This is a genomic window from Alloalcanivorax dieselolei B5, from assembly GCF_000300005.1.
GTDB classification, from domain to species: domain Bacteria; phylum Pseudomonadota; class Gammaproteobacteria; order Pseudomonadales; family Alcanivoracaceae; genus Alloalcanivorax; species Alloalcanivorax dieselolei.
Map to the genome: position 1 here is coordinate 3,647,549 of NC_018691.1, position 15,818 is coordinate 3,663,366.

Sequence of the window (15,818 nt, forward strand, 5' to 3'; positions counted from 1 at the left end):
CGCGGCCCATGTCCCAGCCCCTGCTGACCGTTACCGACCTGGCCTGTCAGTATGGTGAATACCGCGCCGTGAATGGCGTCAGTTTCACCCTGGAGGAAGGCCGGATCGCCTGTCTGCTGGGACCCAGCGGCTGCGGCAAGACCACCACCCTGAGAGCCGTGGCCGGGCTGGAACCGATCCAGGCCGGCCGCATTCATATCGGCGGCGAGGAAGTGGCCCGCCCCGGCTATCAACTGGCTCCGGAACGCCGGCGGCTGGGTATGGTGTTCCAGGAACACGCCCTGTTTCCGCATCTGACGGTGGCCGAGAACGTGGCTTTCGCGTTGCGCCGGGAGACGGCGGAGCAACGCCGCGAACGGGTCGCCCAGTGCCTGCGCCGGGTACGCCTGGAAGGGCTGGATCAGCGCTATCCCCACGAACTGTCCGGCGGTCAGCAACAGCGGGTGGCCCTGGCCCGCTCCCTGGCGCCGCGTCCACGCCTGCTGTTACTGGACGAGCCTTTCGCCAGCCTCGACCTGGATCTGCGCCGGGCCCTGGCCGAGGAACTGGGTGATATCCTGCGCCAGGAGCAAGTGGCGGCGCTGATGGTTACTCACGATCAGGAAGAGGCGTTTCTACTCGCCGACCAGGTCGGCGTCATGCAGGCCGGGACCCTGGCCCAGTGGGACAGCCCCCATCGCATCTATCACGCCCCGAGCAGCCGGTTCGTGGCGGAATTCGCCGGCTACGGCACCTTCCTGCGCGGCACCGTCACCAACGAAGGCACCGTCAGCACCGTGCTGGGAGAACTGCGTGACGGCCCCCTGCCCTGGCCGGCCGGCACCGAGGTGGACGTGCTGTTGCGACCGGATGACCTGTTGCCGGATCCCCAGGGCGTGCTCCTGACCGTGGAGAAAAGCCTGTTCACCGGTCCCACGGTCCTGCACCGGTTACGGCTGCCGGACGGCGGTACCTTGTTGTGCCAGACCAGCGGCCGGGAACCGCCGGCGGGCCCCGGCGAGATGATGCCGGTGACCATGGCGCCCACGGCCCTGGTGGCCTTTCCCCTTGAAGACAACTAGGGTAGCCAATTCGCTGGCACGCTTACATGCAACACGCCGGCACGCCAAACCCAAAGCCCTTGCGAGGACCTTGCGCTTGCCCGGGCAGCGCTCCGCTTTAGCAGCGAATAGCGTGTAAGCGTGTAAGCGTGTAAGCGATTTATGGGCTGTTTGTTTCGCTGTCAACTGTCCACTATCAACTGTCAACTCTACTGCGGCCTCATAGCAAGGCCATGGCCGCGATTAACGTGTTGGCGTCAGCATGTTGCACGCCGCGCCTACCCCGTCCGCACCTGATTACGGCCATGGCTCTTGGCCAGGTAGAGGCCGTGATCGGCGCGGGCCAGCAAGGCCTCCACGGTTTCCCCCGGCTGATAACCGGCGACGCCGGCGGACAACGTCACCGTGGCCGGCCCGCCCATATGGTCGAAAGCGGCGTTGGCCCACTGCTGGCGCAGGCGCTCCACCACGCGCAGGGCGCCAGCCTCGTTACTTTGCGGCAGCACCATCAGGAACTCCTCGCCGCCGAGCCGCGCCAGGTAGTCCCCCTCGCGCAACAGAGCGGCGGCGTGTTCGGCGAAGGCACGCAGCACCTGGTCGCCCCATTGATGGCCGTAGTGATCGTTGATTGCCTTGAAGTGGTCCATGTCCAGATAACACACCGCGAACGGATAATGATGGCGGTCCGCCAGACTCTTCTGATAATCCAGCACTTCCACGATATGACGGCGGTTGAACAGCCCGGTCAGATCGTCACGGATCGCCAGTTCCCGGCTTTGCCGTACCATCCGCGCCAGTTCCCGATTGTGCCGGCCGAGGGTGCGGCGCAGGGCGTTGACGCCGCCCCCGGTAATGGTGAAGCAAGCGCTCACCGCCACGAAAGCCAGCCACTGCAGCAGCGCCGACGCCAGCTCCAGTTGCTCATCCCGGTGCTGATACAGGCCGAGCAACGCCAGCCCGTAAGCCGCGCTGACCACCGCCGACAACAGCCCCAGTGCTCTGGGCTCCAACCGGAACGACAGCAGCAACAGCAGCGGGAAATACAGCAACATCACGGCGAGACGCCCGTCCGTGGTGTGTACCGCCGTCAGCAACAGCATGGCGGCCAGCATGATCCCGGCCGGAAACGACAGCGTCGGTTCCTGCCAGGCCCGGGTCAGACCACGCTCGATCATCGCCAGGTAAGGCACCATCAGACTCCATAGCAACACCAGCGCCCACGCCAGCACTTCCCCGTCGACACGGTTGTGCCCCAGCTTCCACAGTACCGTCGCCACCGCCGAATAGAACAGCGCCACCGCCACCACCGAGCGGCCGTGCACCCGCAGCAGGCGGCGTTCATTCACTGTCAGGCGACCCAGCGGCTGCCAGTCCGGCTTCATCACGCGTCCTCCAGCAAGCGGTCACGGCCGGCCTGCTTGGCCTGGTACAGCAGCCGGTCGGCGCGGGCCAGTACCTGATCCGCCTCTTCCCCGGTACCGGCCAGGGCGAGACCGGCGGAAGCGGTCACGTTCAAGTCCGGCTGGTCCTCGAAGCCCTGTTCGCGCAGTTCCGCCAGTATCCGTTCCACCAGTTCCCGAGCCTGCTCCCGGTGACTGACCGGCAGAATCAGCAGGAACTCCTCGCCCCCCATCCGCGCCGCCAACGCCGGCGGTTGCAGATGGCGGCGCAGCAAATCGGCGAAACGGATCAGGACACGGTCACCGATCAGGTGTCCGTATCGGTCGTTGATGGCTTTGAAATGATCCAGGTCGACGAACACCACCGCCAGCAAATAGGCACCCCGACGAGCCTGGCCACAGGCCTTGGTCAGCAGCTCCATGGCGTGGCGGCGGCCGTACAGGCCGGTCAGCTCATCGCGGATCGCCAGATCACGAACCTGGCGCGCCATTTGCTGCAAGGCTTCGTTGCGGCCGTCGATGCGGCGGCGAATGCCGACGATCTCCAGCGCCAGCAACATCATCAGCACCACCGCCAGGGTGAACAGCAGCCAGTGCTGCCACTCCACCATGGCGTTGAAGGCGCGCGGCTCACTGCTTTGCAGTTCCAGCAACACCAGCGCGTAACCGCCCACGCCGAGCAACGCCAGGCGCAGCAATTGCCAGCGACCGACACGGAACACTCCGATTTGCAGCACGGCGAGAAAGAACACCATGACCAGCAGGCGGTGGTCACTCAGGAACAAGGCGCTGACCAGTAGCGCCACCGTGCTCCACACCAGCACCGGCTCGGTAAAACGGCGGACGTCGCCACCATTGCGAAGGGTCAGGCAGGCCAGGCTCCAGACCACCAGATGGCCGAACCAGAGCGCCAGGAAGGTGAGGAAGAACGCCTCCGGGGACAGCGCGAAAAAACCCCATTGCAATGCCAGCCAGCACACCAGGGTGTGAGCACCGGCACCCAGCAGCGCCGCCAGGGACAGCCGCCGGAATTCCTGTTTGTCATATCCCCGCGAGATTCTTTGCTGCATGCGCCGGGTCCCCGAATGATGGCAGGCGGGGGCCTATGCACCACACGCCGAACGCTGTTCCGGAGCCGGATCCGGGTTTGCCGGAGCCGCGCAGGGGCGGTATCGGCAACAGGCATCAGGCTATTTTCCTAGAGCAGCCCGGAAATGATACTGAAACCCGGTGAGGCGGCCCATGCCGCCTGTGTAAAAGAAAGTCACATCACCCGGCGCACCGCTGCCTGCCAGCCCTGGTAGCGCCGTTCGCGTTCTTCCTCCGCCAGCGACGGCAGGAAGGAGCGCTCGCACCGCCAGTGATCACCCACATGGGCCAGATCGCTGTACCAGCCGCAACCGAGCCCAGCCAGGTAGGCGGCGCCCAAAGCGGTGGTTTCGGTCACGTCCGGGCGGTCCACCTGGATGCCCAGCACGTCCGCCAGGGTCTGACTGAGCCAGTTGTTCACCACCATGCCACCATCCACCCGCAAGGTGGTGGGCCGCCGCCGGCAGTCCGCCGCCATCGCTTCCAACAGGTCCCTGGACTGGTAGCAGACCGCCTCCAGACCGGCGGTGACCACCTCGGCGATGCCGGTATCCCGGGTCAGCCCCAGCAAGGCACCGCGGGCATGGGGATCCCACCAGGGCGCCCCCAGCCCGGTGAATGCCGGCACCAGATAGACACCGCGCGAGGAGCCGGCACGGCGCGCCAGCGCCTCGGTTTCACTGGCGTGGGAAATCAGGTTGAGGCCATCGCGCAGCCACTGGATGGCGGCGCCGGCGACGAAAATGGAGCCTTCCAGCGCGTAGGTGGTTTCGCCGCCAAGGCGATAGCCCACGGTGGTCAGCAGACGGTTTTCCGAGATCACCGCGGCGCCGGTGTTCATGATCATGAAGCAGCCAGTGCCGTAGGTGCTCTTGACCATGCCCGGTTGGAAACAGGCCTGTCCCACCAACGCCGCCTGCTGGTCGCCGGCGATTCCCGCCACCGTCACCGACGCCCCCAGCAACTCCGGCGCGGTGCTGCCGAAATCGCCGGCACTGTCGCGCACCTCCGGCAACAGGGCGGCGGGGATGTTGAACAGGCGCAGCAGGGTGTCATCCCAGCGCTGCTCATGGATATTGAACAGCAGCGTGCGCGAGGCGTTGGTGGCGTCGGTGGCATGCACCTTGCCGCGGGTGAGCTTCCACAGCAGCCAGCAATCAATGGTGCCGAAGGCCAGATCACCGGCCTCGGCCCGCGCCCGTGCGCCGTCCACGGTATCCAGCAGCCAGGCCAGCTTGGTGGCGGAGAAATACGGGTCCAGCAGCAGGCCGGTGCGCTCGCGCACGGTATCCTCATGCCCCTGATCCTTCAATTGCTGGCACAAGGCGGCGGTACGACGGTCCTGCCAGACGATGGCGGGCGCCACCGGTTCACCGGTGGCACGGTCCCACAGCACCGTGGTCTCGCGCTGGTTGGTGATACCGATGGCCGCCAGCTGCGCCGCCTCCACCGCGGCGTTGCGCAACGCCTGCCGGCACAACGCCAGCACATCATTCCAGATTTCCTGAGCGTCGTGCTCGACCCAGCCGTCCTGGGGGAAATGCTGCTTGAACTCCTTTTGCGCCTGCCCCACCGCGGTCCCATCGCGATCAAACACAATGGCGCGGGAACTGGTGGTGCCCTGGTCGATGGCGAGGATGTACATGAGAACCCCGGAAATCAGTTGACAGTTGATAGTGGACAGTTGACAGCTGCGCGAGAAATTTTTATCTACCCCCAAAGCAAAGAGGCCGCGCTCATAGGGTGTGACAGTCTCCTGGATAAAAAACAATGGCCTGCGGATGCGCAAACGATCTTTGCGGTTCCGCAATGCCTTTGCTTTTCGCTATCAACTGTCAACTTTCTTTTCTACCTTCCCAGCACATGTTGGCGCTGCTGTTCGCGGGGCAGGATAACCTGGAAACGGGCGCCGCCCCAGTCGCTTTCCAGCACCCTTACTTCGCCGCCGTGCCAGTCGACAATGCGCTTGACGATGGACAGCCCCAGGCCGTAGCCGCCGCTGGCGCGGTGCCGGGACTGGTCCAGACGGGCGAAGGGCTTGAACACCCGCTCGCGTTGATGTTCGGGGATCCCCGAACCGTCGTCGTCCACTTCCACCACCACCCGTTCGCCGCCTTCTTCCAGGCGTATGGTCATGAGGATGCGCGCCCGTGCGTAGCGTAGAGCGTTGGTGACCAGATTCTGCAGGATACGGTGCAGATAGCGGGGGTCGCCATCCACGGCCAGGGTCCGGTCCCCTGCCACCTCGATGACGATATCCCCGCGAATCGTGTCCAGTTCCCCTCGCAGCTGCTCGCACACTTCCACCAGATACACCGGTTGGAAATCGATGGTCGGCGTGCCCTGCTCCAGCCGCGCATAGGTGAGGATCTCATCGATCAACTGATCCAGTTGGTCAATGTCCCGGTCCAGAGCGTCCAGGCGCTCCCGGCGGGCCTCGGCGGATTCGCTGTCGGCCAGCATTTCCAGACCGAAACGCAGGCGCGCCACCGGCGTGCGCAGCTCGTGGGAGACCGCCCGGGTCATCTCCCGCTGAGCATGGATCAACCGGCGGATGTGAGCGGTCATGCCGTTGAAGGTGGCGGCCAGTTGGCCAATGGAATCGCTGCCGCGCACGTCGGCGTGGGCGGTAAGATCGCCACCGCCGAGCCGTTTCACCGCGCGCTCGAGATGGCGCAGGCGGGTTTGCAGCGGCCGGACCTGGAGATAGGTGGACAACGCCACCATACACAAGGCCAGCAGGCTGGCGACCACCAGTAATTCCCAGGGGAACGGGTCGAACAGGGTCATCGGCCCGAGCACCAGCACCCGATGGTCCCGCGGGATCGGCACGTAAAGGTAGAGGGTGGCGTCCCGGCGCGTGCTGTCGGTGAGCAGCAGCACCATCTCGTTGCGATCCAGGCGCTGGTACTGCTCCTCGTCCAGACCAACTTCCCCCCACTCCGCCAGGGACAGTGGAAATCCGAAGTACGGCACCAGCCGCGCCAGGGACTGGGCCCGCTGCTCCGGCGCCACCACCTTGAGACGGTCCAGGATCAGGCCGGCGGTGGCGCGTGCCTGCTGCTCGGAGAGACGTTCGAGGCTGGTGACCAGATAATCGTCCCCACCGGGAACGTGATAGAGCACGGTGATCCGCTCGGACTCCCGGTGTTCGCGGATCACCACCCGGCCTTCATCCAGATGCAGTCGCTCCCGGTAGGTCAGGCTGAGATCCGCCCCCGGGTGTATCCGCAAGGACGCGCCGAGCCGGCGGCTCATCTCCCGCAGCCATTCAGCGCGGTCGGCTCCGGATTGCTCCCGCAGCCCCTCCCCGAGCAGAAAGAAGGTCCCTTCCGCCATGCGCTCGCGGTACTGATCGGCGCGGTACTGATTGATCAGATCAACGCCAACATAGGTGGCGGCACCAATGATCAGCAAGGCCACCAGGATGCCACCGTAGATGCGCACGAAAATGCTGTTCAAAAGGCCTCTCCGGTCAACCCGGGCAAATGGCGCCGACAGCCGGGCCCGCGCCGCCGGCACCGGTCACGGCGCGGGCGGGGAAGCGGGCACGGTGTCTTCAACCGGAACTCATTTCCTTGACGAACAGGTAGCCCTTGGAACGCACGGTCTTGATACGCTTGGGATTTTCCGGGTCGTCGCCGACTTTCGGACGGATCCGGGATATGCGCACGTCGATAGAACGGTCCTGGCCATCGTACTGAATGCCGCGGAGTTTCTCGAAGATGGTCTCCCGAGAGAGCACGGTGCCGGCATTGGAAGCCAACAACCAGAGCAGATCGTATTCAGCGCTGGTGAGATCCACCGATTCGCCTCTCAGCGTCACTTCGCGGGCGGCGTTGTCGATCACCAGAGCGCCGAATTCAAGGCGGGCCGGTGAATTGTCACGCTCATTGTCGGTTTCCACCCGCCGCAGCAGGGCGCGGATCCGCGCCAGCAATACCCGCGGCTTGACCGGTTTGGCGACGTAGTCGTCGGCGCCCATCTCCAGCCCCAGTACCTGATCCATGTCGTCGGTGCGCGCGGTCAGCATCAGGATCGGCTTTTTGTACGCCCCCCTGACTTCCCGGCACACCGTCAGACCGTCCGCCCCCGGCAGCATCAGATCCAGTACCACCAGATCCGGTTGCTCGGCGCGGATCCGGCGGATCGCGTCTTCCCCATCGCGCACCACGGTAACGGCAAGGCCGTTGGATTCCAGGTATTCTCGGGTCAGATCGGCGAGGCGGTCATCGTCCTCGACGATCATGATGGTCGGCGGGTTATCCTGCACGGTTGTCATCCCGTCGTTATCCTTATCCGTTTCTGTTCACAAGGGACCGGGTTGCCCCGGTACAAACTGCCCCACCCCCAGTGGCGTGGCGATATTCTTCTTTTAGCGCATACACCCCGGCGGCGGCAACCATGATGATGGCGGCAAGATGACACAATATATGGGATAGCGGCGCCGCACTACCACTGTCATTGCCGGCGCCGGAAAAGACTCACAGAAGTTCACACATTATCCACAGGATTTCCCCAGGCCGGCATCTTGCAAATCCGCCCGCTCAACTATAACTTGTACCCAATCAGAGCCAGCAACCCAATATATTGGGTTTTGTAAAATGTCACCACCCCGGTTATTTGGCCATGGCTGAAGGCAGCTGGAGACGGTGACGGGCCGGCGCCACGGGGCCGGCGGCAGCGTCTCCAGCTGGGTACCCGCCCCATTCGGGCACACAAGATATAGTGGCATCCAGACAGTCCGGATACACCGGAATGTCCCGGAAAAGGCGGGAGAAGACGGTGAAAGCGGCGCCCGGGCCGCGGACAGAACACGAACCCGACACCACGGCAGCGCCGTAACGACGCTGCCCCGGACCACCGGGCCGGACACTAAACAGCATCGCACCACACTTTTACGGAGAGGGCATCATGCAAACGGAGATGAATCGCGACTCGCAACCCGGCGACGACCGCGATGCGATCGACATCGAGGACGCAGGCGTATCCACCACCGCCCCGGGCCAGCTGCGCGTGATCAAACGCAACGGCAAGGTGGTTCCCTACGATGACGACAAAATCACCGTCGCCATAACCAAGGCCTTCCTGGCCGTGGAGGGCGGTACCGCCGCGGCTTCCTCTCGCATCCACGACACCGTCGCCCGGCTCACCGAGCAGGTCAGTGCCACCTTCAAGCGCCGCATGCCCTCCGGTGGCACCATCCACATCGAGGAAATCCAGGATCAGGTGGAGCTGGCGCTGATGCGCGGTGGCGAACACAAAGTGGCACGGGATTACGTCCTCTACCGTGAGCAGCAGGCGCGCAAGCGCGCCGAGCGCGACAGCCAGTTCCCCGAGCCCACCCACCAGGTGGATCTGGCCGTGACCATGGAAGACGGCAGCCGCGCGCCGCTGGACATGGGCCGCCTGGAACACCTGATCCGCGAGGCTTGCCGCGGCCTGGACTACGTGGACGCCGACAAGATCATCGCCGAGACCGTCAAGAACCTGTACGACGGCGTCTCCATCAAGGACGTGAACACCTCCATGGTGATCACCGCCCGCACCCTGATCGAGGTGGAACCGAACTACTCCCTGGTCACCGCCCGCCTGCTGCTGGACAAGATCCGCGCCGAAGCGCTGCAGTACCTGGACGTGGCCGAGCGTGCCAACCAGGAAGAAATGGAAGCGCTGTACAGCCAGACTTTCGCCGCTTACGTGCACAAAGGGATCGAGTGCGAGCTGCTGAACCCGGAACTGGCGGACTTCGATCTGGAAAAACTGGGTGCCGCGCTCAAGGGCGAACGCGACCTGCAGTTCTCCTACCTGGGCCTGCAAACCCTGTACGACCGCTATTTCATCCACCATAACGACACCCGCATCGAGCTGCCGCAGTGCTTCTTCATGCGCGTGGCCATGGGCCTGGCGATCCGCGAGGACAACCGCGAAGAGCGCGCCATCGAGTTCTACAATCTGCTGTCCAGCTTCGATTACATGAGCTCCACGCCGACCCTGTTCAACGCCGGCACCCTGCGTCCGCAGCTCTCCAGCTGCTACCTGACCACGGTGCCCGATGACCTGTCCGGCATCTACAGCGCCATCCACGACAACGCCATGCTGAGCAAATTCGCCGGCGGGCTGGGCAACGACTGGACCCCGGTGCGGGCGCTGGGCTCCTACATCAAGGGCACCAACGGCAAGTCCCAGGGCGTGGTGCCGTTCCTGAAAGTGGTCAACGACACCGCGGTGGCGGTGAACCAGGGCGGCAAGCGCAAGGGCGCGGTCTGCGCCTACCTGGAAACCTGGCACATGGACATCGAGGAATTCCTCGAGCTGCGCAAGAACACCGGTGATGACCGCCGTCGTACCCACGACATGAACTCCGCCAACTGGATTCCGGATCTGTTCATGAAGCGGGTGGTGAACGAGCAGGAGTGGACCCTGTTCAGCCCCAACGACGCGCCGGACCTGCACGATCTCTACGGTGAAGCGTTCGAGCAACGCTACAACGAATACGAGGAAATGACCCGTGACGGCCGCATCACGCACTACAAGCGACTGCCAGCGATCAACCTGTGGCGCAAGATGCTCTCCATGCTGTTCGAGACCGGCCACCCCTGGTTCACCTTCAAGGATCCGTGCAACCTGCGCAGCCCGCAGCAGCACGTGGGTGTGGTGCACTCCTCCAACCTGTGCACCGAGATCACCCTGAACACCAACCGCGAGGAAATCGCGGTGTGCAACCTGGGTTCCGTGAACCTGGCCCAGCACATCGGCGACAACGGCCTGGACCGGGAAAAGCTGGCGCGCACCGTGAAAACCGCCGTGCGCATGCTGGATAACGTGATCGACATCAACTACTACAGCGTGCCCCAGGCGGAGAACTCCAACCTCAAGCACCGCCCGGTGGGCCTGGGCATCATGGGCTTCCAGGACGCGCTGTATAAGCAGGGCATCAGCTACGCTTCCGCCGACGCGGTGGCGTTCGCCGACCAGTCCATGGAAGCGGTCAGCTACTACGCGATCCAGGCTTCCGCCGATCTGGCCGAGGAGCGCGGCGCCTACCAGACCTTCGACGGTTCCCTGTGGAGCCAGGGCGTGCTGCCGATCGACTCCATCGACATCCTGGTGAAACAGCGTGGCGAAGACTATTGCACGGTGGATCGCAGCCAGACCCTGGATTGGGACAGCGTTCGTGAAAGAGCGCGCCAGGGCATGCGCAATTCCAACGTGATGGCGATCGCGCCCACCGCCACCATCGCCAACATCACCGGCGTGTCCCAGTCCATCGAGCCCACGTATCAGAACCTGTACGTGAAATCGAACCTGTCCGGCGAATTCACCGTGGTCAATCCGTATCTGGTGAACGCCCTCAAGGAACGCGGTCTGTGGGACAACGTGATGGTCAACGACCTCAAGTACTACGACGGTTCCGTGCAGCCGATCGAGCGGGTGCCGGCGGACCTGAAGGAACGCTTCCGTACCGCCTTCGAGGTGGAGCCGCGCTGGCTGGTGGAATCCGCCAGCCGCCGCCAGAAGTGGATCGATCAGGCCCAGTCCCTGAACCTGTACATCGCCGAGGCCAATGGTAAGAAACTGGATGTGACCTACAAAATGGCGTGGCTGCTGGGTCTGAAAACCACCTATTACCTGCGTGCCATCGGCGCCACCCAGACCGAGAAGTCCACGGTCAACGACAACAAGCTCAACCGGGTATCCGCCGTGGCGGAGGAGCCGGCCCAGTTCGACAAGGCGGCGGATGTGCCGCAGGCCTGCTCCCTCGACGACCCGGACTGCGAGGCGTGCCAATAAAGACGCAAGCACGCTTACACGCTGGCACGCACCACGCCTTTTTGCGTGCCAGCGTGAAGCGTGTTGCGTGTAAGCGGCTTCTTTAAAGAATGCACCACCAGTGACGCCAAGGCGCCACCCTGAAAGAATGGAGAAATCACATGCTGAGCTGGGACGATTTTGATGCGCAAGAGACGCCCGCCAACAAGCAGCCCCGCGTCGCACAGCCGACGCCGCCGCAATCTGAGCCGGTCGCTGAGAAAGCGGCATCTGCACCTCAAGCACCGGCAGCGGGAAGTGCAGCGAATGCTGAACCTCAGAAAGAGCGAGGAAGAGCCGCTGACGCCGCCAACGAAAGCGCCCGGGAACGCGCCCTGAGCGATGCCGTGGCCCGTGCCCGGCAGGCGGTGGAGAAAATGGACATCGCCGAAGGCGTGGCCGAGCTGGAAGGCACCGCCGGCCGCGTGCAAGTGGACGACAAGCGGATGATCAACTGCCGCGCCGACCTCAACCAGCTGGTGCCCTTCAAGTACGACTGGGCCTGGCAGAAATACCTGGACGGCTGCGCCAACCACTGGATGCCCCAGGAAATCAACATGAACGCGGACCTGGCGCTGTGGAAGCGGACGGACGGCCTGACCGAGGACGAGCGCCGCATCGTCAAGCGCAACCTGGGCTTCTTCTCCACCGCCGATTCCCTGGTGGCCAACAACCTGGTACTGGCTCTGTACCGGCTGATCACCAACCCCGAGTGCCGCCAGTACATCCTGCGCCAGTCCTTCGAGGAGGCGATCCACACCCACGCCTACCAGTACTGCATCGAATCCCTGGGCATGGATGAAGGCGAGATCTTCAACATGTACCGGGAAATCCCCTCCGTGGCCAAGAAGGCGCAATGGGGCATTGAGTACACCCGCGAACTGTCCGATCCGAAGTTCACCACCGGCACCGAGGAAACCGACAAGGCGCTACTGCAGAACCTGATTGCGTTCTACTGCGTACTGGAAGGTATTTTCTTCTATTGCGGCTTCACCCAGATTCTGTCCATGGGCCGTCGCAACAAGATGACCGGCGTGGCCGAACAGTTCCAGTACATCCTGCGTGACGAGTCCATGCACGTGAACTTCGGCGTCGACGTGATCAACCAGATCAAGCTGGAAAACCCGCATTTGTGGGATCAGGCCATGCGTGACCAGGCCACCCAGATGATCCTGGAAGGCACCGAGCTGGAGATTCAGTACGCCCGCGATACCATGCCCCGTGGTGTATTGGGCATGAACGCCGCGATGATGGAAGAGTATCTGCAGTTCATCGCCAACCGTCGTCTCACTCAGTTGGGGCTGCCCGAACAGTTCAAGGGCGTCAGCAATCCCTTCCCCTGGATGAGCGAGATCATGGACCTGCGCAAGGAGAAGAACTTCTTCGAGACCCGGGTCACCGAGTATCAGGTCGGTGGCGCGCTGAGCTGGGACTGAGTCCGCCGAAAGGCAGCGGGGACCAACGGCACCCGCTGCCTTTCATGGCCTGTTTTACCGGCCTGTCGGCATGACGGCAATTGTTCTCGTGCCATTTCCTTGGCACCATTCCCCTATCCACACAGGGAGGCCTTCATGAGCCAACACGATCAGGACCACGATACCCTAGAGGAAGCGCGGGAACTGCTCGACACCATCGAGCAGGTGGAAGAAGCCCTGACGGTGATGACCACCGTGGTGGCCCAGCTCAAGGAGCAGGTGGCCACCCATCTGGAAGACGATACCGAGGAAATAACCGCCGAGGAATTTCTCGAGCGCTGTGAAAACCTGGCCGGTACCTGGCACTGAGCCCTTAATTTGGTTAAACCGGCGCTGATTGGATAATCCGATGACATCCATCAGCCAATCCACGCGCAACCGGGCGCCCAAGGCGTTATAGTGTGAGACGGCGTTGACCGGAAGGTCGCGCCGTCTTTTTACATGTTGCCGCACTGCTTTCCATGTAAGAATTGCTGCATATAAAGTTGCTGCGTTGTTGCTGCGTTAGGGAGCCCCTGTTCATGAAAGCGTCGGATCTCTTTGTCCGTGCCCTGGAAGCCGAAGGCGTCGAATACCTGTTCGCCATCCCCGGGGAAGAGAACCTGGATCTGCTGGAATCCCTGCGGGGATCCAAGAAAATCAAACTGGTCATTACCCGCCACGAGCAAGCCGCCGGTTTCATGGCCGCCACCTACGGCCGCTTCACCGGGAAGGCCGGCGTCTGTCTGTCCACCCTGGGGCCCGGCGCCACCAACCTGGTCACCGCCGCCGCCTACGCCCAGCTCGGCGCCATGCCGATGGTGATGATCACCGGCCAGAAGCCGATCAAGTCCAGTAAACAGGGTCAGTTCCAGATCATCGACGTGGTCGACATGATGCGTCCGCTGACCAAGTTCACCAAGCAGGTGGTCAGCGGCGACACCATTCCCGCCCGCATCCGCGAGGCGTTCCGTCTGTCCCAGGAGGAGCGCCCCGGCGCCACCCATCTGGAACTGCCGGAAGACATCGCCCGCGAACATTCCACCATGCCGGTATTGGAGCCGAGCCTGACGCGCCGGCCCATCGCCGAGGACAAGGCCATCTGCCGCGCCGTGGAAGCGATCCAGAACGCGCGCAAACCACTGATCCTGGTGGGCGCCGGCGGCAACCGCAAGCTGACCAGCAAGATGCTGCGCCAGTTCATGGACAAGCTGGGCATTCCGGTGGTCACCACGCAGATGGGCAAAGGCGTGGTGGATGAAACCGGGCCTCACTTCCTCGGCAATACCGCGCTGTCCGATGGCGACTTCGTGCACCGCGCCATTAGCGCCGCCGACCTGATCATCAACATTGGCCATGACGTGGTGGAAAAGCCACCGTTCTTCATGCGCCCCGGCGGGCCGGAAGTGGTACACATCAACTTCAACTCCGCCCAGGTGGACCCGGTCTACTTCCCGCAAATCGAAGTGGTCGGCGATATCGCCAACAGCCTGTGGCAGCTCAAGGAGCGCCTGGACCCGCAGGAGCATTGGAGCTTCGCCGACTTCCACCGGGTGCGCGATGCGCTGCAGAAGCACATCAACGAAGGCGCCCGTGACGACCGTTTCCCGATGCTGCCCCAGCGGCTGGTGCACGAGGTGCGCAAGGTGATGCCGGACGACGGCGTCATCGCCCTGGACAACGGCATGTACAAAATCTGGTTCGCCCGCAACTACCCGGCCACTCACCCCAACACGGTGTTGCTGGATAACGCTCTGGCCAGCATGGGCGCCGGCCTGCCCTCGGCGATGGCGGCGAAGATGGTTCATCCCAATCGCCGGGTTCTGTCGGTCTGCGGCGACGGCGGCTTCATGATGAATTCCCAGGAGCTGGAAACCGCGGTGCGCATGGGGCTGGATCTGGTGGTGCTGATTCTGCGCGACGACGGCTACGGCATGATCAAGTGGAAACAGAGCCAGATGGACTTCCACGATTTCGGCCTGGATTTCCACAATCCGGATTTCGTCGCCTACGCCAAGGCCTATGGCGCCGAGGGACACCGGGTGGAAAGCAGCGATCAGCTGGTTCCCCTGGTGGAGAGCTGCTTCGAGGCTGGCGGCGTTCACGTCATCGACCTGCCGGTGGACTACTCCCAGAACGACCGCATTCTCAACCAGGAAATCCGCGAGTTGAGCAGCAAGGTCTGAGTTGACGACACCGGGCGGCGCGAACGGATTCATAATCCGGCGCCGCGGAGTGATTCCGTACCGGCACCTTGAATAACAATCGCGCACTCCTTGAAGACGCCTCCCGGGGCGTCTCTTTTTTGTGGCCTGCCGTCCATGGCGGCCACCCTGCGGGCCGATTCGCTGGCAAGCCAGCTTCCCACACAGGGGCCACGAAGCCGCTGTGGGAAGCGAGTTCACTCGCGAACAGCGAGCATCCCCGGTATCAAACCACGATTGGCAAGCCCCGGATTACCTGCCAACATCCCTGCCTGAACGGCCCAATCCCCGGAGGTTGTGATGTGGTTATCGCACTACTCGACACTGGCCCGCTACAACCAGTGGCAAAACCAGCAACACTACCAACTCTGCGACAGGCTGGACGACACCCAGCGCAAGGCGGACCGGGGCCTGTTCTTTCACTCCATCCATGGCACGCTCAACCATCTTCTGCTCGCCGACCGGCTGTGGCTGGGCCGGTTCCTTGACCGCCCTTTTCATGTCCAGAGACTGGATCAGGAGCTGTATGAGGATTTCGATCAATTATGGCGCGAACGGGAAAATACCGATCAGGCCATCCTCGACTATATCGCCGGGCTCGAGGAAAGCCGTCTGGACGGAGAGCTCAGCTACGTCTCCGCCTCCACCGGCCAATCCCGAAGCCAGCCGTTGCGGCTTTGCCTGACTCATTTTTTCAACCACCAGACCCACCATCGCGGCCAGATCACCACCGCCTATGGCCAGCTGGGCCATGATGTGGGCGTCACGGACTTGATCTTCATGCCTTCTCTATGACGCGAACTGCGGTACTCTGATTCT

The 15,818-nt window shown here is 63.2% G+C and carries 11 protein-coding genes; 6 read left to right on the top strand and 5 right to left on the bottom strand.

What is annotated here, in order from left to right:
- The first annotated feature begins 8 nt into the window (after positions 1 to 8).
- Positions 9 to 1,061, top strand: a complete 1,053-nt coding sequence (locus B5T_RS16170; protein ID WP_014995600.1) for an ABC transporter ATP-binding protein — start codon at positions 9 to 11, stop codon at positions 1,059 to 1,061.
- 257 nt (positions 1,062 to 1,318) lie between these two features.
- On the opposite strand, the gene B5T_RS16175 is transcribed toward B5T_RS16170, so the two are convergent.
- From B5T_RS16175 to B5T_RS16195, 5 genes are all read right to left on the bottom strand, one after another.
- The gene (locus B5T_RS16175) at positions 1,319 to 2,422 is read right to left on the bottom strand and encodes a GGDEF domain-containing protein (RefSeq protein ID WP_014995601.1); all 1,104 of its coding nucleotides are present in this window, start codon (positions 2,420 to 2,422) and stop codon (positions 1,319 to 1,321) included.
- A complete protein-coding gene (locus B5T_RS16180) occupies positions 2,422 to 3,510 on the bottom strand; it encodes a GGDEF domain-containing protein (protein ID WP_014995602.1) in 1,089 nt (362 codons plus the stop codon). Before B5T_RS16180 ends, B5T_RS16175 begins: the two co-directional genes overlap by 1 nt.
- 194 nt (positions 3,511 to 3,704) lie before the next feature.
- Complete coding sequence (gene glpK / locus B5T_RS16185; protein WP_041717087.1) at positions 3,705 to 5,174, bottom strand: glycerol kinase GlpK; 1,470 nt, start codon at positions 5,172 to 5,174, stop codon at positions 3,705 to 3,707.
- Positions 5,175 to 5,377: 203 nt separating this feature from the next.
- A complete protein-coding gene (locus tag B5T_RS16190) occupies positions 5,378 to 6,991 on the bottom strand; it encodes an ATP-binding protein (protein WP_014995604.1) in 1,614 nt (537 codons plus the stop codon).
- A 97-nt stretch (positions 6,992 to 7,088) separates the two neighbouring features.
- A complete protein-coding gene (locus B5T_RS16195) occupies positions 7,089 to 7,811 on the bottom strand; it encodes a response regulator (RefSeq protein WP_014995605.1) in 723 nt (240 codons plus the stop codon).
- Positions 7,812 to 8,443: 632 nt separating this feature from the next.
- On the opposite strand from B5T_RS16195, the gene B5T_RS16200 reads away from it, so the two are divergent.
- The 5 genes from B5T_RS16200 to B5T_RS16220 all read left to right on the top strand — a co-directional run bounded on the left by B5T_RS16200 (position 8,444) and on the right by B5T_RS16220 (position 15,794).
- A complete protein-coding gene (locus tag B5T_RS16200) occupies positions 8,444 to 11,323 on the top strand; it encodes a ribonucleoside-diphosphate reductase subunit alpha (RefSeq protein WP_014995606.1) in 2,880 nt (959 codons plus the stop codon).
- 140 nt (positions 11,324 to 11,463) lie between these two features.
- Entirely contained in the window at positions 11,464 to 12,777 is a 1,314-nt protein-coding gene (locus B5T_RS16205; protein ID WP_014995607.1) for a ribonucleotide-diphosphate reductase subunit beta, read from the top strand.
- Positions 12,778 to 12,912: 135 nt separating this feature from the next.
- Positions 12,913 to 13,125 (top strand): hypothetical protein, encoded by a 213-nt coding sequence (locus B5T_RS16210; protein WP_014995608.1) that lies wholly within the window; start codon positions 12,913 to 12,915, stop codon positions 13,123 to 13,125.
- 212 nt (positions 13,126 to 13,337) lie between these two features.
- Positions 13,338 to 14,981, top strand: coding sequence for an acetolactate synthase large subunit (locus tag B5T_RS16215; protein ID WP_014995609.1), 1,644 nt, complete (start codon positions 13,338 to 13,340; stop codon positions 14,979 to 14,981).
- Between the two features lie 318 nt (positions 14,982 to 15,299).
- Entirely contained in the window at positions 15,300 to 15,794 is a 495-nt protein-coding gene (locus B5T_RS16220) for a DinB family protein (protein WP_014995610.1), read from the top strand.
- Positions 15,795 to 15,818 lie beyond the last annotated feature (24 nt).

What these genes read in the sequence shown, in the direction of transcription:
- B5T_RS16170 (WP_014995600.1), top strand. Translation starts at nt 9, where the DNA reads ATGTCCCAGCCCCTGCTGACCGTTACCGACCTGGCCTGTCAGTATGGT.
- B5T_RS16205 (WP_014995607.1), top strand. Translation starts at nt 11,464, where the DNA reads ATGCTGAGCTGGGACGATTTTGATGCGCAAGAGACGCCCGCCAACAAG.
- B5T_RS16220 (WP_014995610.1), top strand. Translation starts at nt 15,300, where the DNA reads ATGTGGTTATCGCACTACTCGACACTGGCCCGCTACAACCAGTGGCAA.
- B5T_RS16195 (WP_014995605.1), bottom strand. Translation starts at nt 7,811, where the DNA reads ATGACAACCGTGCAGGATAACCCGCCGACCATCATGATCGTCGAGGAC.
- B5T_RS16200 (WP_014995606.1), top strand. Translation starts at nt 8,444, where the DNA reads ATGCAAACGGAGATGAATCGCGACTCGCAACCCGGCGACGACCGCGAT.
- B5T_RS16210 (WP_014995608.1), top strand. Translation starts at nt 12,913, where the DNA reads ATGAGCCAACACGATCAGGACCACGATACCCTAGAGGAAGCGCGGGAA.
- B5T_RS16215 (WP_014995609.1), top strand. Translation starts at nt 13,338, where the DNA reads ATGAAAGCGTCGGATCTCTTTGTCCGTGCCCTGGAAGCCGAAGGCGTC.
- B5T_RS16175 (WP_014995601.1), bottom strand. Translation starts at nt 2,422, where the DNA reads ATGAAGCCGGACTGGCAGCCGCTGGGTCGCCTGACAGTGAATGAACGC.
- glpK (WP_041717087.1), bottom strand. Translation starts at nt 5,174, where the DNA reads ATGTACATCCTCGCCATCGACCAGGGCACCACCAGTTCCCGCGCCATT.
- B5T_RS16180 (WP_014995602.1), bottom strand. Translation starts at nt 3,510, where the DNA reads ATGCAGCAAAGAATCTCGCGGGGATATGACAAACAGGAATTCCGGCGG.